The sequence below is a fragment of the Devosia litorisediminis genome (assembly GCF_018334155.1).
Taxonomy (GTDB): Bacteria; Pseudomonadota; Alphaproteobacteria; order Rhizobiales; family Devosiaceae; genus Devosia; species Devosia litorisediminis.
In genome coordinates, this window is sequence record NZ_JAGXTP010000002.1 from 39,007 (window position 1) to 62,797 (window position 23,791).

Sequence of the window (23,791 nt, forward strand, 5' to 3'; positions counted from 1 at the left end):
GAACATGACACGGAGCTTACCATGACCTATCGGGCCGATACGGCACGCTATGACACCATGCAATACCGCCACTCGGGCCGCTCGGGCCTGCAGCTGCCGGTGATCAGCCTGGGCCTGTGGCAGAATTTCGGTGGCACCCGCGACTACCCCTCTGCCATGGAAATCCTCGGTCACGCCTTTGATGCGGGCGTCACCCATTTCGATCTCGCCAATAATTACGGCCCCCCTCCCGGCTCCTCCGAAGAGCTGTTCGGTCAGGTCATGGCCCGCGATTTCCGTCCCTATCGCGATGAGATGATTGTCTCCACCAAGGCCGGCTACGGCATGTGGCCTGGCCCCTATGGCGAATTCGGCAGTCGCAAATACCTGCTGGCCAGCCTGGATCAGTCGCTCAAGCGCATGGGTCTCGATTACGTCGATATCTTCTATTCGCACCGCTACGATCCCAACACCCCGCTCGAAGAGACCATGGGCGCGCTGGCCCATGCCGTCCGTTCCGGCAAGGCACTCTATGTCGGCATTTCGAGCTATCCCGAAGCCGAGACCCGCGAAGCCTATCGCATCCTCAAGGAAATGGGCGTGGCCACCACCATCCACCAGCCTTCCTATTCCATGATCAATCGCTGGATCGAAAACGATCGCACCATCGACGCCTGTGGTGATCTGGGCATTGGCATCATCGCCTTCTCGCCGCTGGCGCAGGGCGTGCTCTCGGGCAAGTACAATAAGGGCGACAAGTCCGGCACCCGTGGCGAAAACCCCAATGGCAGCCTGCGCGCCAGCCATATCGAACCGCGCGTTCTGGCCGCTGTCGACAAGCTCGGCGAGATCGCCAAATCCCGTGGCCAGACCATGGTGCAGCTGGCGCTCTCCTGGGTGCTGCGCCGCCCCGAAATGACCTCGGCCCTGATCGGTGTGCGCAATCTCGATCAGCTCAAGGACAATCTGGGCGTGCTCAACAATCTGAGCCTGTCGGCTGACGAAATCGCCGCCATCGACGACGCCACCAAGGACGGCCAGATGGAACTCCATCCCCGTCCCTCCGGCTGGCTGCGCTAAACCCCATGGCTGTCAGCAGGACCCGCCTGATCGAGTTGATCGGTCTGGATGAACCGGCGGTGGAGCTTGTCTCCGCCGCCACCACCACCCATGCCGATTACGCCGTTGAAACCCTGGTGCTGCGCCTCGGCGACACCAAGGTGCGCGGCCTGCTGACCCGGCCGCTCAATCCCGCTGGCCGCCTGCCGGCCATTCTCTATGGCCACTCCCATGGCGGTGGCTACGCCATCGGTGCCGCCGAACTGCTCGACGGCCGCGACTATCTGGTCGATCCCCTCGGCCCGGTCTTTGCCCGCGCCGGCTATGTCACCCTGGCCATCGACATGCCCGTCTTTGGCGAGCGCTCTGATGTCAGCGAATCCGCTGCCGCCAAGGCACTGCTCTGGATGGGTAAATCCCTGTTCGGCCAAATGCTGAGCGACCACGCCGCCGCGCTGACCTATCTCGCGGGCCGCACTGACGTTGACCCTGACCGCATCGGCGCCTTCGGCATCTCCATGGGCTCAACCCTGAGCTATTGGCTCGCCGCCATGGACACCCGCCTCAAGGCAGTGGCCCATCTGTGCTGCTTTGCCGATCAGCGCACCATGATCGAACTGGGCGCCCATGATGGCCACGGCATCTATATGATGGTCCCCGGCCTGCTGGCGCAAACCGACGCCGGCCCCATCGCCGCGCTGATCGCCCCGCGCCCACAACTGGTCTGCATCGGGCAGGCCGATCACCTCACGCCGCCGCTGGCTGTCGCCCGCGCCTGGGCCGACCTCGAACCCGCCTATGCCGCCGCCCCCGACAATCTGCAGCTGATCAGCGAACCCGGCATCGGCCACCGCGAAACCCAAACCTCCCGCGCCGCCATGCTGGCCTTCTTCGCAAATCACCTCTAGCGCCAGGCGATGCCCCCAAACACGGTGTTACCCCGGGCTTGACCCGGGGGCATCCTGAGATGCCTGTGCCGCTTCAGGTTAGATCGTATGGGGCTCCACCCGCATTCGCCAGCGCCGCCGCGCCGCTTGGATCCCGCCCCATCCACCGCGCTGTTCCTCCCCCTTCAGGGGGAGGCTAGGTCGGGCGACCTGCCTCTGCCGAGAGGGCCTTGCCAGAAATATCCGCATGCCTTGTCGAATTGGCGCAGACTTGATCGTCGTGGGGGTGCGAGACCTTGTTTCATCCCGCCAAATGGAGAATTTTGCATGCGTTACTTTTTGAGCATCATCCCGCCCACCGACCTCAAGCCCGAAGACGTTCCGCAGTCACTGATGGACGCCATGGGCCCATGGATGGAGCAGAACCTCGCCAGCGGCGCCCTGGTCTCCACTGGCGGCCTTACGCCCGCAGATCAGGGCAGACGTCTAAAGGGTCATACGGGCGAGATCGCCGTCACCGACGGCCCGTTCGCCGAAGCCAAGGAGGTCATTGGCGGCTATGCAGTTTTCGAAGCCGCCGACATGGCCGGAGCCACGACACTGGCCAAAACGTTCCTGCAGTTGCATCTCGATCACGGCCTGACCGACATTGTGCTGGAGCTGCGCGAAATTGCCGGCGGCGCCAACTACTAAGCGCGACCCACCGTTTCGTCGCCGGCCCGGCATCTCTAGCGCGCAGGCGGGCTTGGACCATCTCCCCAACCACAGCGCGTCACCCTCGGGCCTGACCCGAGGGCTCTGTACTTGCTGAAACCGAGTTGAGTTCAACCTCCTCGGGTCAAGCCGAATTGTGACGACTGGAAGACTGCGGCACAAAACCCGCCAAACCCACAACGCCCCCTCCCCCTTGATGGGGGAAAGCCGGGAGGGGGGTGTTACAGCTCCAGTGGAGCGATTTCAGGCGAGAAGGCCATGAAAGCTGCACGCGAATGGCAAGCCGGGAGGGGGTGATCAGCCATCACCGGCTCTGCATGCCGCTAACCTCCCGTCCTATCGACGCTGTCGTCCCGGCGCAGGCCGGATCCATCCTGAGATTGAGCCACAGCCGCCAGGTGGGGCGTTCGGGCAAGTTAGCACCAGCAGCAATCGACCCCATTCCGGTCGTTCGGCGATGGTCGCCATGAGACGAAAAGCGGTTGTTAGTCGGATGTGCGGTCGATGGTCTGGGCGTGATCCTCTTCAGGCCCTGTCCAGCGATGGTCGGCGGTCTCGGCCGCCACATAGATGAACGCATTCCATTGCCGGACGTAAATCCAGTTCACGAATGACGTTTGCGGAACGTCAGGTAAGTGAATTGCGGGCGTCCTCTCCAAAGCGGAGACCTCACCTGTGTCGATGATCAACCACGCGTCATCGCCCGGATACTCAGGATCGGCCGACTCAACGATCCAAAAATGCATCCCGATGATATTGATAATGGCTGGACGGTAGACCTCCATCTGCTCAGCACGGCCCACCCATAGCTTCAAGACCAGTTGCACTGATCGGGCCGCATAATCGATCGTGCATCTGTGGAGTTCAGCATCATGCAGACCATTGGGCAGCGATATGGCAAGTTCGTCCAAAGTCATCAGAATTGCCCTGCCGGAAGAAGTGTTGGGTGGCTGCTTCGACTATGATTATGCCGGAGAGCTGCCAGACCGAAAACCACCCCAAAGGCGTCGGTCACAGTCCCCTCTTACTCCGGAAACTCCCGCTCCGTCCTGACATAGCTCACACTTGTTGGCCGCCGCCGCCGCTCGGTAGCCTTGCAGCGCTTGATGATGGCGCGCACCCGCTTGATCACGCCAATGCCCATGCCCTCGATCTCAAGCAGTTTGGGGCCTTCCATCTTGTCGATTTCGCCCAGTGTTTTCAGCCCGCAGCTTTGCAGCTTCTTGCCGGTGCCGTCATCGTCGCGCAGATCGATCACCGCAATCTCCTGCCATTTGATCACGCCGCGCAGCCAGGCCCGGTAACTATCGGCCATGGGCAGCCCCCTGATTGAGATAGCCATTCACGCTGGCCGGCACTTCGGTCGCCAGCCAGCTGCGCAGGGCGCGCAGCTTGCGGCTTTCGCGTCGTCCCTTGGCCACCACCAGCCAATAGCCTTGCGGGCCTTCCACCGTCTGGTTGAACGGGCGCACCAGCCGCCCGTCGCTCACCGCATCGGCGCTCATCATATCCGCGGCCATCAGCACACCCTGTTCGGAAATCGCCGCATCAAACGCCAGCGAGGCGTCCGAATAGGTCGGTCCGGTCAATTTGATTTTGGGGTCCAGCCCCACGGCATTGCGCCAGGCGTCCCAGCTCAGCTGCGTCGTCTGGTCCTGAATGACCGGCACGCGCGCCAGATCACCCAGCCCGCTCAGCCGTTCGGCCACCGGCGGCGCACACACCGGCTGATAGGCGGTACCGCCCACCAGTTCGGCGCTCACCCCCGGCCAGCGCCCATGCCCGAAGCGAATGCCGCAATCGACATCAGGTCGGCTCAGATCCACCATATTGCTCGTCACATTCAGTCGCAGTTCGATATCGGGATGGGTCTGGCTGAATTTGGTGATCCGCCAGATCAGCCAGCGCGAGGCAAACACGCTCCCCACTGTCAGGTTGAGCACGCTTTCGTCGCTTCCTTTCAGGCTCGCCAACCCGTCGGCCAGCTCGATAAAGCCTGCGGTCAGTTGCGGCAGCGCCGCCTTGAGCAGCGGCAGGGGTTTCAGCCCGCTCGGCGTGCGCTCGAACAATTCCATGCCCAGACGTTCTTCGGCCCGGCGCAAATGCTGGCTCACCGCCCCAATGGTCACCCCAAGTTCCTCGGCCGCTGGCGCCAGTGCCCCGCGGCGGGCCACAATTTCGATAGCCCGCAAGGCGTTAAGCGGGATGGGGAAGGGGTTTTGCATATAGTTTTTCTATACCAGCCTTGCGACCTTGTCCATTGTAACGCGCCGTCATAGGGCCCATATGCTGCATCATTAGCAACGCAAGACCCAAAGGAGGTCACAAAATGTCTACACTATCCAAGTTTGTGCGCCGCCTCGTCGCGCGCACCAGCCCCACACCCCGGTCCAACCGGGATATGGACAATCTGTCGCTGCGCGATTGGGCGGATCTGCCCGTTCATCACCCACGTTCGGACCATACGTCGTTCTGAAGCCACATTCGGGACGTTCAAGGGGGACAATAACTCCTCCGAGGTGCCCCGATGTATAAAACTCTCGCCGTGCTAACCGTCCTTGCCCTTGGCCTCCAACCCGCCATTGCGCAGGACGCCGCCCCGGCAGTGCCTGAAGCTGCCGCGCCGACCACATCTGATGCCGCCCCTGCCGCTCAGACGATCGTGGTCGATCCGGCTGCAACTTTCCCCAACGCTTCCAAACAAACCAATCTGCTCACCGGCTTTTACGCAACCCTGGCCGTGATCGAGATCTGCGCGCTGCCCATCCCCGATGATATCAAATCGGGCATGGCTGGCGATCGCACCCGGCTTGAAGCCAGCGTGGGGCTCGATGCCGTCAAGGCGGGCGAAGCCTATGCCAAGGTCCTGGCCGAAGTGCAGTCCACCGATCCCGATTGCGCCGAAGGCAGCGCTGATCGCGCCAGCGTTGACGCGGTTACCGCTATCTATGCCCAGGCCTCGGCCGCCGCCGCGCCCGCCCAATAGGCAGCATCCCAGCGGCGCGGCGGGCATGCCAACTCTTGCCGCCGCGCAGCGCTCTGCCTATCGTCCACTTTGAGGGAAGGGGCATCGATGGCGCAGTCTGATCTACATACCCAGGCAAGGCTTCTGCACGGCGGCTGTCGCTGCGGCGCCGTGCGCTACCAGGCGCGCGACAGTTTTCTTTACGCCCTCAATTGCCACTGTTCGCGCTGCCGCGCCGCCAGCGGTAGCGCCTTTCGCGCCATAGCGGCCTTGCTGCCCCGGGATTTCCGCCTCACCCAGGGTGCCGACGCCGTCTTTATCGATGGTGATCCCGACAGCACCCATGATGTGCACTGCGTCGCCTGCGGCAGCCTGCTCTATTCGTGGATTGCCGAGCCGGACAATAACCGCATCCACCTCCCCATGGGCACGCTGCACGACACGCCCACCATGCGCCCGCAAATGCATATCTGCGTCGGCTCCAAGGCGCCCTGGTACGATATTCTCGATGACCTGCCGCAATTTGACGGCCTGCCCGGCGCCTGAGCCTATTCGCAGATCAGCGCCGTGCAGTTCTGGCCGTGGCATCCAAGATCAAGATGCAGATGGTCATCATGATCCGCATTCGCCTCTGGCCCCAGCACGGTGGTGAACTCCCCGCACGCCGCATCATGGGCCAGCCGCAGCATCCGCCCTTGCGGCGCATTGCCGGGTAGCCAATCGGTTTTGACGGCAATGGTCCGCCCATCCGCCAGCGTGAAGCCACTGATATCAAGCGCATTGGCAAAGCCATGCTCGGACACAAATCCGGTCTCGCCATTATTGCGCAGCCGGCACATATAGCCCGGCCCGGTGTTGATCTGCGCCAGTGCGCTGTCCAGCATCGCGCTGGCATAGCCATCCACCTGCGCCACCCAGCCGGGCAGGGCGCTGGCCATGGCGCAACTGGTCGTCACCGGGCTCGATAACGGCACCATCCGCCCCCGGCTGAGCACCGCCGTCACCACCAGCGGCGATTGGATGCCGCAGGCGCCCTCTTCGATCGGATCGCCCATCGTTGCGTCGACAAAACCCTGCAACACCGCCGGGCACGCCCCCTGATAGACCCGCGCCGGTTCCGCCGCCGGTGCTGCCACCTCTTCGCTCATGGGCTCTGCATCATCTGCCGGCGGCGTTTCAGCCTCAGCGTCCGTCGCCCCATCAAAATCAGGCCGGGGCAGGGGCACGGGCGGCAACACCGGCGCCACCTTCGGCCTCTCGACCACCGGCCGCTCCGGCGGTTTGGGCCCTGCCGGTGGTGGCGAGCGCGTATCCTGCGCCGGCGCTGTCAGCTCATTGGCCAGCTCCTGCAACCCATCCAGCCAGTCCTGCCCCAGGGCAGGCGTGCCCACGCTCAGCAACAGCACAACAAACAGGCTTTTGATCACATCCATCCCGCCCAACGCCCCAAACCACCCCATCGTTGCTCAAAACGGGCGGTTAACCCCCACTAAACCATCTTTGCGCGCCCTTTGGCATCTGCTATCAGCGCTGCCATGACAACGCCGCTTTCCCACATTCGCAATTTCTCCATCGTCGCCCATATCGACCATGGCAAATCCACCCTGGCCGATCGGCTGATTCAGCTCACGGGGGGATTGGACCTGCGCGAGATGAAGGCGCAGGTGCTCGACTCGATGGATATCGAGCGTGAACGCGGCATCACCATCAAGGCGCAGACCGTGCGCCTGAAATACACCGCGCTCAATGGCGAGGATTATATCCTCAACCTGATCGACACCCCCGGCCATGTCGACTTCGCCTATGAGGTTTCCCGCTCCATGGCCGCCGTTGAGGGTTCCCTGCTGGTGGTTGACGCCTCCCAGGGCGTCGAGGCGCAGACCCTGGCCAATGTCTATCACGCGCTTGATGCCAATCATGAGATCGTGCCCGTCCTCAACAAGGTCGATCTGCCCGCCGCCGATATTCCGCGCGTCAAGCAGCAGATCGAGGACGTCATCGGCATTGATGCCTCCGAAGCGCTGGAAATTTCGGCCAAGACCGGCATCGGCATCGATACCGTGCTCGAAGCCATTGTGCATCGTCTGCCCGCCCCCAAGGGCGAGGCCGATGCCCCGCTCAAGGCGCTGCTGGTCGATAGCTGGTACGATACCTATCTGGGCGTCGTCGTGCTGATCCGCGTTATCGATGGCACGGTCAAGAAGGGCCAGAAGATCCGCATGATGGCCTCCAAGGCCACCTATGAGCTTGATCGCGTCGGCGTGTTCACCCCCAAGCTGGTCGAAGTGCCCTCGCTGGGCCCCGGCGAGCTGGGCTTTTTTACCGCCTCGATCAAGGAAGTGGCCGATACCAATGTCGGCGACACCATCACCGACGACAAGAAGCCCACCGCCAAGGCGCTGCCCGATTTCCGTCCGGCCCAGCCCGTGGTGTTCTGCGGCCTGTTTCCGGTCGATGCCTCCGATTTTGACGAGCTGCGCGCCGCCATGGGCAAGCTGCGGCTCAACGACGCCAGCTTCTCCTATGAAATGGAAACCTCAGCCGCGCTGGGCTTTGGCTTCCGCTGCGGCTTTTTGGGCCTGCTGCATCTCGAAATCATCCAGGAGCGCCTCAGCCGCGAGTTCAATCTCGATCTGATCGCCACCGCCCCGTCGGTGGTCTACGAGATCGCCATGACAGATGGCTCAACCATCCATCTGCACAATCCGGCCGATCTGCCCGATGTGATGAAGATCGAGGAGATCCGCGAGCCCTGGATCAAGGCGACGATTCTGACCCCGGACGAATATCTCGGCTCCATCCTCAAGCTGTGCCAGGATCGCCGCGGCATTCAGCGCAATCTCAGCTATGTCGGCAGCCGCGCGCTGGTCGAATATGATCTTCCGCTCAACGAAGTCGTGTTCGATTTCTATGATCGGTTGAAGTCGATTTCCAAGGGCTATGCCAGCTTCGATTACACCCTGGCCGATCATCGCGCCGGCGATCTGGTCAAGCTATCCGTGCTGGTCAATGCCGAGCCGGTCGATGCGCTCAGCATGCTGGTGCACCGTTCGGTGGCCGAAACCCGCGGTCGCATCATGTGCGAAAAGCTCAAGGAACTGATCCCGCCGCATCTGTTCGTCATTCCGATCCAGGCGGCCATTGGCGGCAAGATCATCGCCCGCGAAACCGTCCGCGCCATGCGCAAGGACGTGACGGCGAAATGCTATGGCGGCGACGCCACGCGCAAGCGCAAGCTGCTCGAAAAGCAGAAAAAGGGCAAAGCCAAGATGCGCCAATACGGCAATGTCGAAATCCCGCAGGAAGCCTTCATCAAGGCCCTCAAGATGGGCGACGAATAGGCTTCGGCAATCGGCTCAGAGCGGTGCACCGCGCTGCCACACACACCGCTCGTCACCCTCGGCCTTGAGCCGAGGGCACTGTACTGGCCGAAACTGCCATTAGGTAAAGACCCCTCGGGTTAAACCCGAGGGTGGCGATACGGATTTACTACGTCCAAAATACCCCCTTCCAACCTCCCCCTTCAGGGGGAGGCGCAGTCCGGCAATTCTGGCACTACCGTGTCCCACCCACATGGCCATCCCTCCCCCTTCAGGGGGAGGCTAGGTGGGGCCTCCGGCGGGGCTGCCCCCTAATCTCGCCCAACCCCCGATGTCATCCCGGCTTAGAGCCGGGATCCATCCTGAGATGTTTCACACATAGGATCGCGGAAAGGCCACAACCTCGCCCCTCCGGGGAGAGGTCGGCGCACAGCGCCGGGTGAGGGGCGCCTACGCCTTAAAACAGTGCTCGCGGTGCCAGCTCAAAAACGCCGGATGCGGCCGATCCAGCTTCATCAGACGTAGACCTACCGCGCGCGACAACGCATCCTGCAGCATCCCATCGGGCCAAATGGGAATGGACTGTCCGCGTGTTTTTGCCTAGCGCAACAGGCCACCCAGCGTCTTGCCCACTGCGCCAGAGGTTGCCGATACGGTATCCTTGACCGTTTCGGTCACGGTTTCGCTGACGCCCTTGGCGGTCTCGCGGGTGTTCGACACAGTCTGCTTGACCGCGCTTGAGACGGCCTGACCCACATTGGCGCCACTGGCCTTGGCCGCGTCTGCCGCGCCCTGGGCAGCGGAACTGGTGGCGGCGCCGACACTGCCGGCACTGCTAGCGGCGCTATTGGCCGCCGAGGATGCGGCAGCTGAGCCGCTCTTGGCGGCAGCCGAAACGGCTTCACCAAAGGCGCGGCCGCTCTGTTTGCTCTGGGCGGCAGCGGCCTGGGCCTTGGGGGTTGTTGTGCCCGGCTCGACTTCAACACCCTTGAAGGTGAACACATTGCTGGCGCCGGGGCCCTCAACGATCAGCGGCACCGAACTGGTCACACTGGCGCTCTGGCCGGGGAGGATATCGGTGACCAGATCGCGCTTGGAATCCTGCACCTGCACCACGCCGCGCGACACGGTCACGCTGGCGCTTTGGGCATCGGCGCGCACAGTAAAGCGCGTGCCCTTGACCACCGCGGCCAGATATTTCGTCTGCACCGAGAAGTGCTGCACATTGCGCCGCTCGGCCTCGATCGACACCGTGCCGAAATCCTGCAGCACCGTGGTCATCAGTTCGGCCCCCGCATCCTTGATGCGGATCTGGGTATTGCCCTCAAGCTCGATGGTTTCGCGGCCACGGGCCAGTCCGGCCCGGCCGTCGCTGCCGGTTTTGAGATAGCGGTTATCGGCAATCACATCGCCGCGCGACACCGCCACCCAGCTCATCCCGATCTTCTGGGTCACCTCGCCGCGCACACGCTGTACGGTCCAGTCTGCCGCCCAGACGGGCGTACTCAACAGCAAGGCGAGCAGTACAACAACAAAACGCATGGCGGTTCCCCCGGAGTTAGTGCCGCAAACATGGGTGTCCGGCCTTGCCAACTCCTTACAACGCATCAATTCTGGCGGATTGACTGCGCCAAGGGTGAACACGGGCTGAATCAATTTGATACAATCCAGGCCTGGCGGGCACTCAATTACCCATCGCGCTCATCGCCCGGCGTCTGTCGCCCCCATGCCCCGGCTTTCCTTGCCTCTCCACCCCCGCAGTGCTAAAGCACATCCCACGTTTTCAGCCTTTCAAGGCTTGCCCAAGCTACCGGTGTTCCCGGGGCGCTGGTGATCCCCAGAACCTTGTCAACGTTTCTGCCCCCGCATGCATGTTGCTACGGGGAAATGCCCGTTCTCTGAAGCACGGGCGAATTCGGATCTCACGCTCATGGCCACCAACGGCACAGTCAAATTCTTCAACGCCACCAAGGGTTTTGGTTTCATCCAGCCTGACGAAGGCGGCGAAGACACCTTCGTTCACATCTCGGCAGTTGAACGCGCTGGCCTGTCCAGCCTCAATGAAGGCCAGAAGGTCTCGTTCGAGATCGAAAAGGGCCGCGACGGTCGCGCTAGCGCAACCAATATCGCCGTTCTCTAAACCAGTCTTGCGGGTCGCCGTTCTGATACGGCGGCCCGTAATCTCTTTGCGGAACTGATTTCATGCACAAATACTCCGTCGGCCAGACCCTTGAATTGCTTCCCCTGCACGGCAGCAGCGCCCGTAAGGCCGCCGCCTGCGAGATCGTTGCCCTGCTCCCCTATGAGGGGCATATGGTGCAGTACAAGGTGCAGTCCCAGCTTGAAGCCTTTCAGCGCATTGTCAGCGAAGCCGACCTGCGCGTCCCTGCCGACGCGGTTTCCGAGCAGTAGGCCCCAACCCTCTGGGCGCCTGCTGAAAAATGTTACCACCACGCCGCTGGTGATCAGCTATCATCGGTGTCATGAGCAACACTTCCGCCACGACGCTGTCTGATTTCACCCTGCCCAGGCTTGATGGCTCGCCCCAGCCCCTGTCGGCCTATGCCGGCAAGCTGGTACTGGTGGTCAATACCGCCTCGCGCTGCGGCCTCACCCCCCAGTTTGAGGGGCTCGAGGCGCTCTATCGCACCTATGGCGCGCGCGGTCTGGTCATTCTGGGCTTTCCATCCAATCAGTTCGGCGGTCAGGAACCGGGCAGCGCTACCGAGATAGCTGCCTTCTGCGCCATCAATTACGCGGTGACCTTTCCCATGTTCGCCAAGATTGATGTCAACGGCCCGAATGAAAGCCCGTTCTATACCTGGCTAAAGGCAGATCATCCCGGCGATATCGAATGGAACTTCGCCAAGTTCCTGATTGGGCGCGATGGCCTTGTGGCTCAGCGGGCCGTGCCCGATACCACGCCAGATGTTCTGATCCACGCCATTGAGCGCCGCCTCTAGCGCTGCGCCGTTTTACTCAGGATGGTCATGTCAGCCTCCCCAGCACCGGTCGCTCCCGGTACGCCCGTCAGCCCGCATCTGTCCATTACCTACTGCACCCAGTGCAGCTGGTTGCTGCGCTCGGCCTGGATGGCCCAGGAAGTGCTGTCCACCTTCAGCCTCGAAATGGGCGCGGTTACCCTGGTCCCCGGCACGGGCGGCGTCTTCGAGATCAGGCTTGATGGTGAGCTGCTCTGGGAGCGCAAGCGCGATGGTGGCTTCCCCGACGTCAAGACGCTCAAGCAGATGGTGCGCGACCGCATCGACCCCGATCGTGATCTCGGCCATATCGACGGCACCAAACTAAGCACTTCCAATTCTTCGGAGTCTGGCTAGTCTTGGCGAACAAAGCGGCCACTGCCGGTCGTTGCTAGAGTGGAGGCCCAGCGTCATGGCGCACAAATTCAAGATCACCGCAGCTGCCAACGAACAGTTCAAGTTCGCCTTTGTCTACAATGCCGAGTCCATTGTGTGGTCCGAGAACTACAAGGCCAAGGCCAGCGCCAAGTCCGCTATTGAATCGCTCAAGAAAAACGCCCCCGACGCCGCCACGGTCGATCTGACCAAGGACGAAACCGGTTCGGGCTATCGCTTCGAGATCGCTGGCTCCAAGGATGGCCAGTTTTTTGTCCGTTTCGTCGCCTCCAATGGCGAAACCATGGTCCGTTCGGAAACCTACAAGGCCAGGGCCAGTGCCGTGAACGCCATTGAGTCAGTCAAGAAGAACGGCCCGGGCGCCGAAGTTCTCGACGAGGCATAAAGCCCATTTCCAATCCGTGATGGGCTGGTTTAGTCTCCCGGCAAAGCCAATTTCGGGAGACTGCCGCCTCATGCCATCCTTCACCAAGCTTCTTGCCGCCGCCGCGGCGACCCTCACATTGGGCCTGAGCGCTGCCGCAGCCCAGGACCTGCCCGATCTGGACGGTCGCGAGATCGTCGCCGTCACCGAAAACGCCTATGTGCCGCTCAATTTCGCTGATCCGGCAACGGGCGAAGGTATTGGCTTTGAATATGACCTGTTCAACGAGATTGCCAGCCGCCTCAATGCCAAGGTGACCTGGGAACTCGCCAGCTGGGACGTGATGATCCAGGCCGTGCGCGATGGCCAGTTCGAAGTGGGCATGGATGGCATCACCATCAATGACGAGCGCAAGGAACAGATCGATTTCTCCGACAGCTATCTGACCAGCCAGCAGCTCATGCTGGTGCGTGCTGACGAAACCCGCTTTGAGGGCGCCGAGAGCTTTGCCGCAAATGCCGATTTCCTGGTTGGCGCCCAGGCAGGCACCACCAATTTCTATGTCGCGGTGTATAATGTCCTTGATGGCGACGAAGCCAATCCGCGCATCAAGCTGTTCGAGACTTTCGGGGCATCCGTGCAGGCGCTGCAGGCGGGCGATGTTGACACCGTGCTGATGGATCAGACCTCGGCCAATGGTTATATCGGCGCCAATCCCGGGGCCTTCAAAGTCGTCGGCACCCCGCTGGGCACCGAGGATTTCGGCTTTATCCTGACACCGGGTTCCGATCTGGTTGAGCCCATCAATGCCGCTCTGGCCCAGATCAAGGCTGATGGCACCATCGACGCCCTGAAGCAGAAATGGTTCTTCGAATATAATTCTGCGCAATAGCTCTCTCGCCTCGCCCTCGGGAGAGGGCGGCGCCCTGGGCAGAGCAAGGGGGCCTGCGCTCGCCTCGCCTGACCGATTCAGCCCCCCAAACGGTACCTCCCCCTTGATGGGGGAGGTTGGCAACGGGTGATGGCCAGACGCAATTTCTACCCGAACCAACGGCGTTCATGACCTATATCCCGCGCAAGCCGTCGATCTTTGCCCGCACGCCATGGTGGCTCATGGCCATCCTGTTGCTCTTCGTGCTGGGTTATTGGGGCATCGCCAACGATGCCGGCTATGCCCAGATCTTCAACGCCATCTCGGGTGGTCTGGTGACCACACTCTGGGTCACCGGCGTTGCCTTTACCGCGGCCACACTGCTTGGTCTGCTGGTGGCGCTGGGCCGCACCTCTGACAATCGCATCCTGCGCGAACTGGCCAGCTTCTATGTCGAGATCATTCGCGGCATTCCCGTGCTGGTCTTCCTGTTTTATGTCGCCTTTGTCGGCGCCCCCGGCATGGTCGCCGCGCTCAACTGGCTGCTGCAGCCCTTCGATGCCGCCATCACCATCCGCCAGTTCGACTTCGCCTGGCGCGCCATTGTGGCGCTGAGTGTCTGCTATTCCGCCTTCATCGCCGAGATATTTCGCGCCGGCATCGAATCCGTTGATCGCGGCCAGCTTGAGGCGGCCCGTTCGCTCGGTCTGAGCCGCTGGAAGTGCTTTCGCCTGATCACCGCGCCCCAGGCCCTGCGCACTATTCTGCCGCCGCTGGCCAATGACTTCGTCTCCATGATCAAGGACAGCGCGCTGGTCTCGGCCCTGGGCGTGCAGGACATCACCCAGCTGGGCAAGGTTTACTCATCGGGAACCTTCAAGTTCTTCGAGACCTATAACGTGGTGGCACTGCTCTATCTCACGCTGACCATTTCGCTGTCGCTACTCGTCCGCCTTCTCGAGCGCCATCTGCGCCAAAAGCGGAACTGACCCTTGCGCGGACCGTTTCCGCGGACCATCTGTGCACCACCTACTGGGGAGCCTGCTCATGAACCGTCTTGCCGCCATCGCCCTGACCGCCACGCTTGCCGTTACACTTGCCGCCTGTGGCGATAGCCGCGAGGTTGGCAGCGTCGGGGTCGACTGGACCGGCAATGACATTGCCATCGACGCGCTGGCCGATCCCGAGGTCGAGGGCGTTGTCTGCCATCTGGCCTATTTCAACCGCTCTTTCATCGATCGCGTCAGCCAGGGTAACTGGTTCGAGGATCCCTCCTATTCCGCGCTCGATTGCTCGGTTACCGGCCCCATCACCATCGGCGATATTGCCACCAAGAGCGGAGGCGAGGAGATCTTCAAGGAAGGCCGTTCGCTGGTCTGGAAGTCGCTGCGCGTAACCCGCGTCTATGATGCGGCCAACAATTCGCTGATCTATCTCGCCCATGCCCGCGAAATCCAGCAGGGCAGTGGCAAGATGAGCCTGTCGGTCATTCCACTCGCCACCGAGCAGGTCGTCTGGACCAATGGCGCACCCGCCCGTCCGGCCGCCCAGTAGCGTGCTGATCGCCCTTATGCTGCCTTGAGCCAAGCCCTTGGAACGGCTTGGCGTTTAAGCGCGCTACAACATAAAAACATTCCGCTTCGTGCCGCTTCTAAGCGGCGCGGCGAAATCCTATCTTTTAGTCACGCAAACCTGGGTCGGCAACGGCCCCGCAAGGAAGAGCAACATGTCCATTTTGATTGGCGACACCGCCCCCGATTTCACCGCTGATTCCAGCGAAGGCCCGATCCATTTCCACGATTACATTGAAGGCTCCTGGGCTGTGCTGTTCAGCCATCCCAAGAATTTCACCCCGGTTTGCACCACGGAACTGGGCTTCACCGCCAAGCTCAAGCCTGAATTCGACAAGCGTGGCGTCAAGGTTCTCGGCCTTTCGGTCGACAAGCTCGAAGATCATGCCGGCTGGGCCAAGGACATCGAGGAAACCCAGGGCACCGCGCTCAATTTCCCGCTTCTGGCTGACACCGATGGATCAGTGGCGCGCAAGTACGACATGATCCACCCCAATGCCGACAACTCGCTGACCGTGCGCTCGGTCTTCGTCATCGGGCCCGACAAGAAGGTCAAGCTCAAGATCGAGTATCCGGCATCGACGGGCCGCAACTTCAATGAAGTCCTGCGCGTCATCGACAGCCTGCAGTTGACCGCCAAGCATCAGGTCGCCACCCCGGTGAACTGGGAGAACGGCGACGACGTCATCATCGTCCCTGCCGTCAGCAATGATGCGGCCAAGGCGAAATTCCCCGAGGGCTGGAAGGAACTCAAGCCCTATCTGCGCATTGTTCCCCAGCCCCGCGATTGATCGCGACGGCGCACAGTTTTCTCCCTGACGATACTGGGCGGTGGCATTGGCTACCGCCCTTTTTTTGTGCGCAAACCGGCCTTGCCATGGTTTTGCAGCCCCGCTGTAAGCTCGTCTTAATCGCTGCCGCGCACAATCGGGCTTGGGAGAAGACATGGCATGCGCAGACTGATCACTTGGCTCACATTTGCCGACGCAGATATGACCATTGCCCGGGCACAATTGCAGGAGCTGCAGAACCATCTGCCCCTGCTCTATAGCCTGCTGATCTCAAGTGCCGCGCTGCTGGCCTGGACCTATTTCGATTTCGCGCCGCTCTGGATGACTCTGGGCACGCTGGCCTTCGTCGCCGCAGTCTGCCTGTCGCGCATTCCCTTCTGGATACGCCTGCGCGCGCTCGAAATATCGGAGAACGATGTGCTGCGCCATCTGCGCCGCACCATCTGGCTTTCGGGCGTAATGGCCGTGTTGTTCATCGGCTGGGCCATGCTGCTCGACGGCTATGGCACCGCCCATGAGCACGCCTATTCCGCAATTTTTATTGCCACTACCGTCATCTGCAGCATGTTCTGCCTGATGCATCTGCCCCAGGCGGCTACCATGGTCGTGCTCGTGGTGACCCCGGTTTATGTCGGCTACTACGCCTATGTCGGGGTCGATCAGGTGTTCTTTGCCATCTCGCTCAATGTGGTGCTGGTGGTGCTGGTGATGATGAAGGTGCTGTTCCGCGCCTTTGATACCTTTACCACCATGATCCGCGCGCGCACCGAGATCACCGCGCGCCATGATGAGGTGGAAAAGCTTAATGCGGAAAACGAGCGTCTTGCCAATACCGATGCGCTGACCGGGCTGACCAATCGCCGCCATTTCTTTGCTGAACTACGCCGCTGGATTGCCGATGATGGTGCCCGGTTCACCCTGGTCCTGCTCGACTTCGATCAGTTCAAACCCATCAACGACAATTACGGCCACCCCGCCGGCGATCGCCTGCTGGCCGGCATTGGTGATCGCCTCAACAAGTTGTGCAGCGCCGATGTGGTGGTCTCGCGCCTGGGCGGCGACGAGTTCGGCATGCTGATCCGGCTTGATGGCCTTTCCACCGACCAGTGCGTGCAACGCGCCCACGCCGCTGTCACCACGCCGGTGCAGGTCTGTGCCGACCGGCTGTCGGTCGGGTGCTCGATTGGTTGTGCCCGTTTCCCCACCGGCGCGCGCACGGCAGAGGAACTGTTCAACCAGGCCGATCAGGCCCTTTATGTGAACAAGCGCGCCAGCAAGCCCGAGCCGGGCGTCCACGCCGCTGTCTAGCGACGCCTTCAGGCCTGTCGAGACGGGCCACCGGCTTGATCCGCATCAACGCGGTCGCGCCGCAATGCGCTAGCCTGTCGGGGCATTCTGGAGACGCCCATGGCTACGCTTGTGCTGTTCTATTCGGCGACCGGCAATACCCGTAAGGCTGCCACGGCATTGGCGGGCGCGTTGGGGGCCGAGCTGTGCGAGATTACCTGTAGCGCCTATGCAAAAGGCTTCTGGGGCCCGTTCCGCAAGGCTTATGATGTGCTGGCAGGGCGCAATCCGCCTGTCGAGATTCCGGAAATGGCCGATCAGGTCTGGGAAATGATCGTGCTCGGTTCCCCGGTCTGGGGGGCGCGGCCTGCGCCACCCATACGCAGCTATCTGCAGCGCGATGGACGTCACTATGCCCGCCTGGCAATGTTCGTGACGGCATCGGGTACCAGTCCGAAATACCCGCCGGGCCGGGCGATTGAGGAGATGATGATTTTGTCTCGGCTGCCACCGCAGCACACCTGCATCTTCACCGAGGCGCAGATCAATGGGCCGGACTTTACCGCCGCAATCACGGCCTGCGCCGACAAGATGCAGCCCGGCCTATAGCCGGTCCGCTGGTGCATGGTGGCGGGCGGCATCAGCCGCCCCACCTCATCAGTGCATGCTGGCGTAGGGGAAGAGCGCCTGCAGGTTCAAAATCGCGATCAGCCGGTCTTCCTGGCGCACCAGGCGCGAAACCTTGGCGCTGTCGGGATCACCGCCGCTGTTTGGGGCGGCGCGGAATTCATCGTCCTTGGCAAAGATAATGTCGGAAACCGAATCCACCAGAATGCCGACATTGGTTTCGCCCAGCGATACCACAAGCACCACATGCCCGGGTTCTGGCTGCAGGCGCTGTCCGCCCAGCATGGCCGAAAGGTCGTGCACTTCAACCACGGTGCCGCGAATGTCGAGCACGCCACAGGCCGAATAGGATCCATCAGGCAGTTCGGTGGTCGGCGACCAGCTGCGAATTTCGCGCACCGCCATAATGTCCACGCCATAGCCCTTGTCGCCAGCCGAAAAGGTCACGAACTGGTTGGCGGGACCGGCGAGAACGCTGTCCTGTCCGCCCTCGGCGACCTCAAATTCCATTGCTGTGCTCATCAAAAACTCCGCTTCCGCTGCTCGTTAGCGCCATCTCACATCGTCGACAAAGCGCGCGTCACGCTTCATCCGGCCAACCCATTGTTGATGGAAATGATTTCGAAACCATTGAATAAATTCCGCATCTACCATTAATCGTCGCGACATTTGTCTGCGCTGAAGCGACTAAGTAATTGGTATCTTTTCCGTTTTTCTAGCGCGCCACAAAATTCAAAAAAACAGTATTTGGACGGGCGCGCCTGTCGCCGCAGCATTTCCCGGTGAATCGCGGCAAACGCTAGGGCGTTACCGCCGCCGACTGGGGTGAAGCGCCCATCAGCCGGGTCATGCGCACCGCGGCCACAAAGCCCAACGCTGCCATGCTGGCGGCCAGCACGAACACCGGAATGATCGCCTGCTCGATTGCCGTAACGCTCACCGCCTGGGCATAGCCAGCCAGATTGGCTGCTACCCCCGCCAGCGCCGCGCCAATGGCATTACCCGCCGACTGGGTGGTCGGTACCATGGCGGACACACGGTCGCGTTCGCCGCTGCGCGCGGCTTCCATCAATGTGAGGCTGAGATAGCCATTGGCCATCCCAAACCCGGCCCCGACGGACAGTTGTCCGGCGACAACCAGCGCCACCTGATCGTTGAGCAGGCCCGCCAGCACCGCCAGCAAACCCACGCCCAGCAGCATCGGCCCGCTGATGATCAGCGCGCGCCGCGTTTCGATCCGGCGCACATTAGCCACCGCAATGGCCGACAGGCTCCATGCCACCGACAGCACGGCCGCTGTCGCGCCGGCCAGCGTTGGCCCGTAGCCCCACAATTGCTGCAGCAACAGTACCAGGTAAACCGCCGACATGGCGCCAGCCACGGGCATCAGCAATACCACCCACAGCCCGCTCCCCACTACTGAGCCCGGCCAGAACGCATCGGGCGGCATCAATCGGGTGCGGGCACGCCGGTCCAGCACGACCATGCCTGAGAGCAGGGCCATCGCACCCACCAGTAGCCCAGCCGCCTGCAAGGGCAGACTCAGGCTGGCCAGGGCCACCAGCATGATACCGCTGCCCACCATCAACAGGCGAACGCCGGGGAAGTCCGCGTTGTCCTGTGGTGCTCCTTTGCTGTTGGGCACCACGCGCCAAACCATGGCGGCAAAAATGATCGCCAGCGGCACGCTTACCAAAAACGCCGCCCGCCATGAAATGAACTCGGTCAGAATGCCCGCGCCCAACGGCCCGCCAAAAGCGGCAACTGCCCAGACCACGGCCTGCATGCCAAACACCTTGGGCACCAGCCGGGAGGGGAACAGTTCGGGGATCAGCGCAAAGCAGATCGCGGCGACTACGCCTTCGCCCAGCCCCTGCAGAATGCGTCCGATCAGCACGGTCTCCATATTGGAGGCCCCGGCGCAGACCAGCGATCCCGCCATGAAAACTGCTGCCGCGCTCAGCAGCGCAACTCGGGCGCCCAGCAATTGCTTGAGCAGGGCGGCTCCGGCGCCCCCCATAATGGCAAACACCAGAAACAGTGTCAGCGCCCAACTGATCAGCGCCACCCCATTCAGCTCCTGAACGGCAGTCGGCAGCGCAGTCGAGGTCAGGAAGACATTAAACGCCAGCAGCGCCACGCCCAGACACAGGATCAGCGTCACGGTCGCGTAGCGTGGTCCGAACACTTCGGCCCAGCGTCCCGTGCTCTCGCTCTGGTCAGTCATGGCGTACCCTCATTCATTTTCCAAGCCATGCCTTGATATACCGCTTAATTAAAAAAGCAATAGCTTGTTTAATTGCTGGGGTCGTCAAACCTCATCTTAACGCGTCTCGGTCCACATTGGCCGCACCCCGATCCAGGACCCTGCCGTGACCAATTCTGCCCCTCATCGTGCCACACCCGACTGGCGCCTGGTTCTGCTGGTGCTGGCGGCTGCCATCGCCATTCTGGTCATTCGCGCCGTGATTGGCCGCGCTGGCATGCCGTTTTTCGCCGATACCGATGATGCCATGCGCATGGTCATGGTCCGCGACTTTCTGCACGGCCAGCCTTGGTACGATCTGACGGCACATCGTCTCAATACCCCCTTCGGCGCCGAACTGCACTGGTCGCGCCTGGTCGATATGCCCATTGCCATTCTGGTCATGATCTTCACCCCACTTCTGGGGCCTGATACCGCCATGATCGCCGCCGGTTATGTCTGGCCCATGGCTTTGCTGGGCGTGCTGCTCTGGTTCAGTGCGCTGCTGGCCAATCGCCTGGTGGGGCCAGAAGGCGTGCTGCCCGCCTTGGTCCTGCCCGTGCTCAATCCGGCCATCACCGCCGAGTTCACGCCGGGGCGGGTTGATCACCACAACGTCGTCATCATTCTGACTCTGGCCACCGCCTGGGCTGCGGTCGAATCTGTGCGGCGGCCCCGCTTTGCCATTGTCTGTGGCCTGCTTGCCGCCACGGCGCTGGCCATTGCCACCGAATCCCTGCCGGTCATCGCCGCCGCCATTCTGGCCGCAGGCCTGCTATGGGTCTTTGCTGTCACCAAAGCCGCCACCATGCGCAATTTCGGTCTGGCCTTTGCGGCAGGTTGCGCCGTTCACCTGGCAATCTTCCGCCTGCCCAATCGCTGGTTTGAGGCGGCCTGCGATGTGCTTTCGCCGGTCTACCTCAGCGTGGCGCTGGCGGTAGCGGCCACCTTCGCGCTGGCCAGCCTGATGCCCGTACAGGGGCGCTGGCAGCGTTTCGGCGTACTGGCGGTGCTGGGTGGTCTGGGTATGGGGCTGGTCGCTCTGGCCTTCCCCCAATGCCTGCATGGGCCCTATGGCGAGCTTGACCCGTGGCTACAGGCCAACTGGATCGCCGGCATCGTCGAGGCCAAGCCATGGGCCGCCAGCGTCTTTGAATTGCCCGCCTATGCCATTGCTGTGGGCATTCCCGCGCTGCTCGGTACCCTGGTCGTGCTCTATCGCCTCTGGCGGGTGCAGCAGGGGCGCGCCGAATGGGCCGTCTTGCTGGCCTTTGTGCTGTGCACCGCGCTGATCATGCTGGCCCAGATACGCGGCGCCCGACTGACTGTCATGCCGGCCATGCCGGCCGCGGCCTGGCTCATCGTGGCGGCGCGCCATCGCTATCTCGCCCAGCCAAGGCAGGTTACAATCCTGGGGCTCGCCGGCAGTTGGCTCGCCTTTTCCGGCGTGGTGCTGGCGCTGGTCGTCACGCTGATGGTCAATCTGGCGCCCGGTCGCGCGCAGGACGTGGCGCAGGCCCGCGCCAGCAAGGAGCCCTGTCTGGTGCCCGCGGCCTTTGCCGATCTCGCCGCCTTGCCGCCCGAGCGCATCATGTCGCCCATCGATCTGGGCGCCCACATCATGCTCTACACCCCGCACGAGGTCGTCGCCGCCCCCTACCATCGCAACCAGCTGGGCGTGCGCGATGCCTTCCGCTTTTTCAACGATCCCATTGACGACGCGCGCGCCATCATTGAGCAGCGCGGCATTGGCCTGGTTGTGATCTGTCCGGCCATGTCGGAGGTTCGCGGTCTGGCCGACCGCGCCGATGACAGCTTCGCCGCGCTCTACGCTGCCGGCAACCTGCCGGCATGGCTGGTCGATGTCAGCCCGACCGGTGCTGTGCTCAGGACTTTTGTGGTCCTGCCGCAATAAGCGCTTCCAGACCCAGTTCGGCCTGACGCTTGCGCGTCAGCTTTGCGGCGACCAGCCGATGCGCCTCGCGCACATAGGCTTGCAGTTCATCGCTGCTCAGTGGCGCCCCTGGCAAAACCTGCACCCATTTGGCACGTGCCAGATAAGGGGCAGGGCGAACCTGTTCGAGTTCGGGCAGCAGGTCATAGCTCATCGGGGAGCACTTGAAGCTCAACCTCAGATCGCCATCGGTGGCCCAGCCCGATAGCAGCGCAAATATCTTGTCCCCGACCTTGGCGACGCTGGCATTGCCCCATTGATGCACCAGCGTTACGCCGGGCAGGCTCAGCACAAATGCTTCAAAGCCCGTCCGGTCCATCAATGCGCTATCGGTGACAGTCATGGTGCACAGTCTGTTAGCCAATAGGGCCCTCTGGCAAGCGCTTGGTCAGCCAGATTTGTTCCCGCTTGCCTAGGCAGCAGAAACGCCCAGCCCGATCGGGCAACTCACCCCGGTCCCCTGCAACCCGCAATAACCAGCCGGGTTCTTGGCCAGATATTGCTGGTGATAGGTTTCGGCATAGTAGAATTCGGGCGCAGGCCTGATCTCGGTGGTGATCGCGCCCAAGCCTTTGGCGCTCAGGGCTTTTTGGTAGGCAGCGCGGCTCTGGTCCACTATTTCGGCCTGGGCATCGGTGGTCGTATAGATCGCCGAACGATACTGCGTGCCCACATCATTGCCCTGCCGCATCCCCTGGGTCGGGTCGTGCTCTTCCCAGAATGTCTTGAGCAGGCTGTCCAGGCTCACCTTGGCAGGGTCGAAAACCACCTTAACCGCCTCGGTATGCCCGGTTTTCCCTGAGCAGGTCTCATCATAGCTTGGGTTGGGCGTGGAGCCGCCCTGATAGCCCACCGCCGTCACGATGACCCCCGGGATCTCCCAGAACAACCGCTCGGCGCCCCAGAAACAGCCCAAAGCCACATAGATGGTTTCGGCACCTTCGGGATAGGGGCCCTTGAGCGCTTCGCCATTGACGAAATGCGTAGCGGCAACAGGCATTTGGGTGTCGCGGCCGGGTAGAGCCTCGGCAGCGGACGGGATACTGGTCGGCTTGGATTTGAAGAACATGTCTTTTCCTTTCACGGCACTATTCGGCCCATTGCCGGAAACAGTTACGTCACTCAGATCTGGTCCTGCCGCAGGAAGCGCTCGCGACGCGGCTTGCGGCCCAGCAGCGCCAGGATTATTCCCGGAACGCCAATCACCGCAAAGGCGGGGTAGCCCAGCAGCGTCGCCAGCGTCGCATCGAGCAGGTCTTCAAAGAACCGACTATCAAAAAAAGCCTGCACGCCCACCAGACTGTCGGGATGCAATTGCGTCCACAGATCAGCCAGACTGGTCAGCATCAGAGCATTTGCTCCCAGTGACTTGGTGCCGTCGATAACCAGCAGGACAAGCGCCAGGGCGATCAGCCAGGTGCCCGCAAATCTCAATATAAGCCGCATTCACTTTCCCTGTGCCGGCGGGACAAGTTAAGGCTGGCCTGCCTGTTTCCACCCCGCGCACGGCCTCTTTGTGCCATGTCCGCAGGACATCTCACAAGATGGGAAGCCCCTGCGACAAAAACAATTGTCATCGCTGCGTCGTGATCCCTTGCGCCCAGCCCGTTGATAAGTATATTGCGCCTCGCTCGCGTCGGCCAACCAGCCGGCTCCTCCGGTGTTTCCAGACCGGGGTTAAAGGCGATGCGGAGAGGTGGCCGAGTGGTCGAAGGCGCACGCCTGGAAAGTGTGTAGGCGGGGAACCGTCTCAAGGGTTCGAATCCCTTTCTCTCCGCCA

29 protein-coding genes, 1 tRNA gene and 1 pseudogene are annotated in these 23,791 nt (G+C 62.0%); 21 read left to right on the forward strand and 10 right to left on the reverse strand.

The genetic code is table 11. The annotated features are described in order from the left end of the window. The first annotated feature begins 21 nt into the window (after positions 1-21). The 3 genes from KD146_RS12980 (at position 22) to KD146_RS12990 (ending at position 2,618) form a co-directional block, all read left to right on the forward strand. Positions 22-1,059, forward strand: a complete 1,038-nt coding sequence (locus KD146_RS12980; RefSeq protein ID WP_212659257.1) for an aldo/keto reductase — start codon at positions 22-24, stop codon at positions 1,057-1,059. A 5-nt stretch (positions 1,060-1,064) separates the two neighbouring features. Next, entirely contained in the window at positions 1,065-1,946 is an 882-nt protein-coding gene (locus KD146_RS12985) for an alpha/beta hydrolase family protein (RefSeq protein ID WP_212659258.1), read from the forward strand. Positions 1,947-2,252: 306 nt separating this feature from the next. Beyond that, positions 2,253-2,618, forward strand: coding sequence for a YciI family protein (locus KD146_RS12990; protein ID WP_212659259.1), 366 nt, complete (start codon positions 2,253-2,255; stop codon positions 2,616-2,618). A gap of 506 nt (positions 2,619-3,124) precedes the next feature. On the opposite strand, the gene KD146_RS12995 is transcribed toward KD146_RS12990, so the two are convergent. The 3 genes from KD146_RS12995 to KD146_RS13005 form a co-directional block, all read right to left on the reverse strand. Then, positions 3,125-3,556: a hypothetical protein gene (locus tag KD146_RS12995; protein WP_212659260.1), complete on the reverse strand. Its 432-nt coding sequence runs from the start codon at positions 3,554-3,556 to the stop codon at positions 3,125-3,127. A 107-nt stretch (positions 3,557-3,663) separates the two neighbouring features. After that, positions 3,664-3,954, reverse strand: a complete 291-nt coding sequence (locus KD146_RS13000; RefSeq protein ID WP_212659261.1) for a hypothetical protein — start codon at positions 3,952-3,954, stop codon at positions 3,664-3,666. Continuing rightward, positions 3,944-4,864 carry a LysR substrate-binding domain-containing protein gene (locus KD146_RS13005; RefSeq protein WP_212659262.1) on the reverse strand — a complete coding sequence of 307 codons (921 nt, stop codon included), beginning with the start codon at positions 4,862-4,864 and terminating at the stop codon, positions 3,944-3,946. The genes KD146_RS13000 and KD146_RS13005 overlap by 11 nt, the downstream gene beginning before the upstream one ends. A 104-nt stretch (positions 4,865-4,968) precedes the next feature. On the opposite strand from KD146_RS13005, the gene KD146_RS13010 reads away from it, so the two are divergent. The 3 genes from KD146_RS13010 (at position 4,969) to KD146_RS13020 (ending at position 6,150) form a co-directional block, all read left to right on the forward strand. Beyond that, positions 4,969-5,115 carry a hypothetical protein gene (locus tag KD146_RS13010; protein WP_212659263.1) on the forward strand — a complete coding sequence of 49 codons (147 nt, stop codon included), beginning with the start codon at positions 4,969-4,971 and terminating at the stop codon, positions 5,113-5,115. Positions 5,116-5,166: 51 nt separating this feature from the next. Continuing rightward, positions 5,167-5,625 carry a hypothetical protein gene (locus KD146_RS13015; RefSeq protein ID WP_212659264.1) on the forward strand — a complete coding sequence of 153 codons (459 nt, stop codon included), beginning with the start codon at positions 5,167-5,169 and terminating at the stop codon, positions 5,623-5,625. Between the two features lie 87 nt (positions 5,626-5,712). Then, entirely contained in the window at positions 5,713-6,150 is a 438-nt protein-coding gene (locus KD146_RS13020; RefSeq protein ID WP_212659265.1) for a GFA family protein, read from the forward strand. 2 nt (positions 6,151-6,152) lie between these two features. Here the strand turns inward: KD146_RS13020 and KD146_RS13025 are convergent, their stop codons facing one another. Next, positions 6,153-7,037 (reverse strand): extensin-like domain-containing protein, encoded by an 885-nt coding sequence (locus KD146_RS13025; RefSeq protein ID WP_212659266.1) that lies wholly within the window; start codon positions 7,035-7,037, stop codon positions 6,153-6,155. Between the two features lie 102 nt (positions 7,038-7,139). Between KD146_RS13025 and lepA the strand changes: the two genes are divergently transcribed. Next, a complete protein-coding gene (gene lepA / locus KD146_RS13030; protein ID WP_212659267.1) occupies positions 7,140-8,945 on the forward strand; it encodes a translation elongation factor 4 in 1,806 nt (601 codons plus the stop codon). A 579-nt stretch (positions 8,946-9,524) separates the two neighbouring features. Here the strand turns inward: lepA and KD146_RS13035 are convergent. Beyond that, positions 9,525-10,466 carry a FecR domain-containing protein gene (locus KD146_RS13035; protein ID WP_212659268.1) on the reverse strand — a complete coding sequence of 314 codons (942 nt, stop codon included), beginning with the start codon at positions 10,464-10,466 and terminating at the stop codon, positions 9,525-9,527. Positions 10,467-10,854: 388 nt separating this feature from the next. Between KD146_RS13035 and KD146_RS13040 the strand changes: the two genes are divergently transcribed. The 12 genes and pseudogenes from KD146_RS13040 to KD146_RS13090 all read left to right on the forward strand — a co-directional run bounded on the left by KD146_RS13040 (position 10,855) and on the right by KD146_RS13090 (position 17,794). Then, positions 10,855-11,064, forward strand: a complete 210-nt coding sequence (locus tag KD146_RS13040) for a cold-shock protein (RefSeq protein WP_212659269.1) — start codon at positions 10,855-10,857, stop codon at positions 11,062-11,064. 62 nt (positions 11,065-11,126) lie between these two features. Then, complete coding sequence (locus tag KD146_RS13045) at positions 11,127-11,336, forward strand: hypothetical protein (RefSeq protein WP_212659270.1); 210 nt, start codon at positions 11,127-11,129, stop codon at positions 11,334-11,336. A 71-nt stretch (positions 11,337-11,407) separates the two neighbouring features. Further along, positions 11,408-11,887, forward strand: a complete 480-nt coding sequence (locus tag KD146_RS13050) for a glutathione peroxidase (RefSeq protein ID WP_212659271.1) — start codon at positions 11,408-11,410, stop codon at positions 11,885-11,887. Positions 11,888-11,914: 27 nt separating this feature from the next. Next, a complete protein-coding gene (locus KD146_RS13055) occupies positions 11,915-12,262 on the forward strand; it encodes an Rdx family protein (protein ID WP_212659272.1) in 348 nt (115 codons plus the stop codon). Between the two features lie 55 nt (positions 12,263-12,317). Then, a pseudogene (locus tag KD146_RS18255) lies at positions 12,318-12,473 on the forward strand (YegP family protein); the annotation flags it as partial. Between the two features lie 12 nt (positions 12,474-12,485). Further along, the gene (locus KD146_RS18260) at positions 12,486-12,686 is read left to right on the forward strand and encodes a YegP family protein (protein ID WP_249327886.1); all 201 of its coding nucleotides are present in this window, start codon (positions 12,486-12,488) and stop codon (positions 12,684-12,686) included. Between the two features lie 70 nt (positions 12,687-12,756). Further along, positions 12,757-13,557: a transporter substrate-binding domain-containing protein gene (locus KD146_RS13065; RefSeq protein ID WP_212659274.1), complete on the forward strand. Its 801-nt coding sequence runs from the start codon at positions 12,757-12,759 to the stop codon at positions 13,555-13,557. A 167-nt stretch (positions 13,558-13,724) separates the two neighbouring features. Then, a complete protein-coding gene (locus KD146_RS13070; protein ID WP_212659275.1) occupies positions 13,725-14,525 on the forward strand; it encodes an amino acid ABC transporter permease in 801 nt (266 codons plus the stop codon). Positions 14,526-14,583: 58 nt separating this feature from the next. Continuing rightward, positions 14,584-15,090, forward strand: a complete 507-nt coding sequence (locus KD146_RS13075) for a CreA family protein (RefSeq protein ID WP_212659276.1) — start codon at positions 14,584-14,586, stop codon at positions 15,088-15,090. Between the two features lie 172 nt (positions 15,091-15,262). After that, positions 15,263-15,898 carry a peroxiredoxin gene (locus tag KD146_RS13080; RefSeq protein ID WP_212659277.1) on the forward strand — a complete coding sequence of 212 codons (636 nt, stop codon included), beginning with the start codon at positions 15,263-15,265 and terminating at the stop codon, positions 15,896-15,898. 159 nt (positions 15,899-16,057) lie between these two features. Then, positions 16,058-17,206: a GGDEF domain-containing protein gene (locus KD146_RS13085; protein WP_212659278.1), complete on the forward strand. Its 1,149-nt coding sequence runs from the start codon at positions 16,058-16,060 to the stop codon at positions 17,204-17,206. Between the two features lie 99 nt (positions 17,207-17,305). Next, on the forward strand, positions 17,306-17,794 hold the full coding sequence (locus KD146_RS13090; RefSeq protein ID WP_212659279.1) for a hypothetical protein: 489 nt from the start codon (positions 17,306-17,308) through the stop codon (positions 17,792-17,794). 48 nt (positions 17,795-17,842) lie between these two features. On the opposite strand, the gene KD146_RS13095 is transcribed toward KD146_RS13090, so the two are convergent. After that, a complete protein-coding gene (locus KD146_RS13095) occupies positions 17,843-18,334 on the reverse strand; it encodes a chemotaxis protein CheW (RefSeq protein ID WP_212659280.1) in 492 nt (163 codons plus the stop codon). Between the two features lie 277 nt (positions 18,335-18,611). Beyond that, on the reverse strand, positions 18,612-20,039 hold the full coding sequence (locus KD146_RS13100; RefSeq protein WP_212659281.1) for an MFS transporter: 1,428 nt from the start codon (positions 20,037-20,039) through the stop codon (positions 18,612-18,614). 145 nt (positions 20,040-20,184) lie between these two features. Here KD146_RS13100 and KD146_RS13105 point away from each other — a divergent pair, with 145 nt between their 5' ends. Continuing rightward, positions 20,185-21,972: a hypothetical protein gene (locus tag KD146_RS13105; RefSeq protein WP_212659282.1), complete on the forward strand. Its 1,788-nt coding sequence runs from the start codon at positions 20,185-20,187 to the stop codon at positions 21,970-21,972. On the opposite strand, the gene KD146_RS13110 is transcribed toward KD146_RS13105, so the two are convergent. The 3 genes from KD146_RS13110 to KD146_RS13120 form a co-directional block, all read right to left on the reverse strand. Beyond that, the gene (locus tag KD146_RS13110; RefSeq protein WP_249327859.1) at positions 21,944-22,354 is read right to left on the reverse strand and encodes an MmcQ/YjbR family DNA-binding protein; all 411 of its coding nucleotides are present in this window, start codon (positions 22,352-22,354) and stop codon (positions 21,944-21,946) included. The two genes, KD146_RS13105 and KD146_RS13110, sit on opposite strands and share 29 nt — an antisense overlap. Before the next feature lie 69 nt (positions 22,355-22,423). Continuing rightward, the gene (msrA, locus tag KD146_RS13115) at positions 22,424-23,080 is read right to left on the reverse strand and encodes a peptide-methionine (S)-S-oxide reductase MsrA (RefSeq protein WP_212659283.1); all 657 of its coding nucleotides are present in this window, start codon (positions 23,078-23,080) and stop codon (positions 22,424-22,426) included. 53 nt (positions 23,081-23,133) lie between these two features. Beyond that, entirely contained in the window at positions 23,134-23,457 is a 324-nt protein-coding gene (locus tag KD146_RS13120) for a hypothetical protein (protein ID WP_212659284.1), read from the reverse strand. Positions 23,458-23,701: 244 nt separating this feature from the next. Between KD146_RS13120 and KD146_RS13125 the strand changes: the two genes are divergently transcribed. Further along, positions 23,702-23,791: transfer RNA gene (locus tag KD146_RS13125), tRNA-Ser, on the forward strand.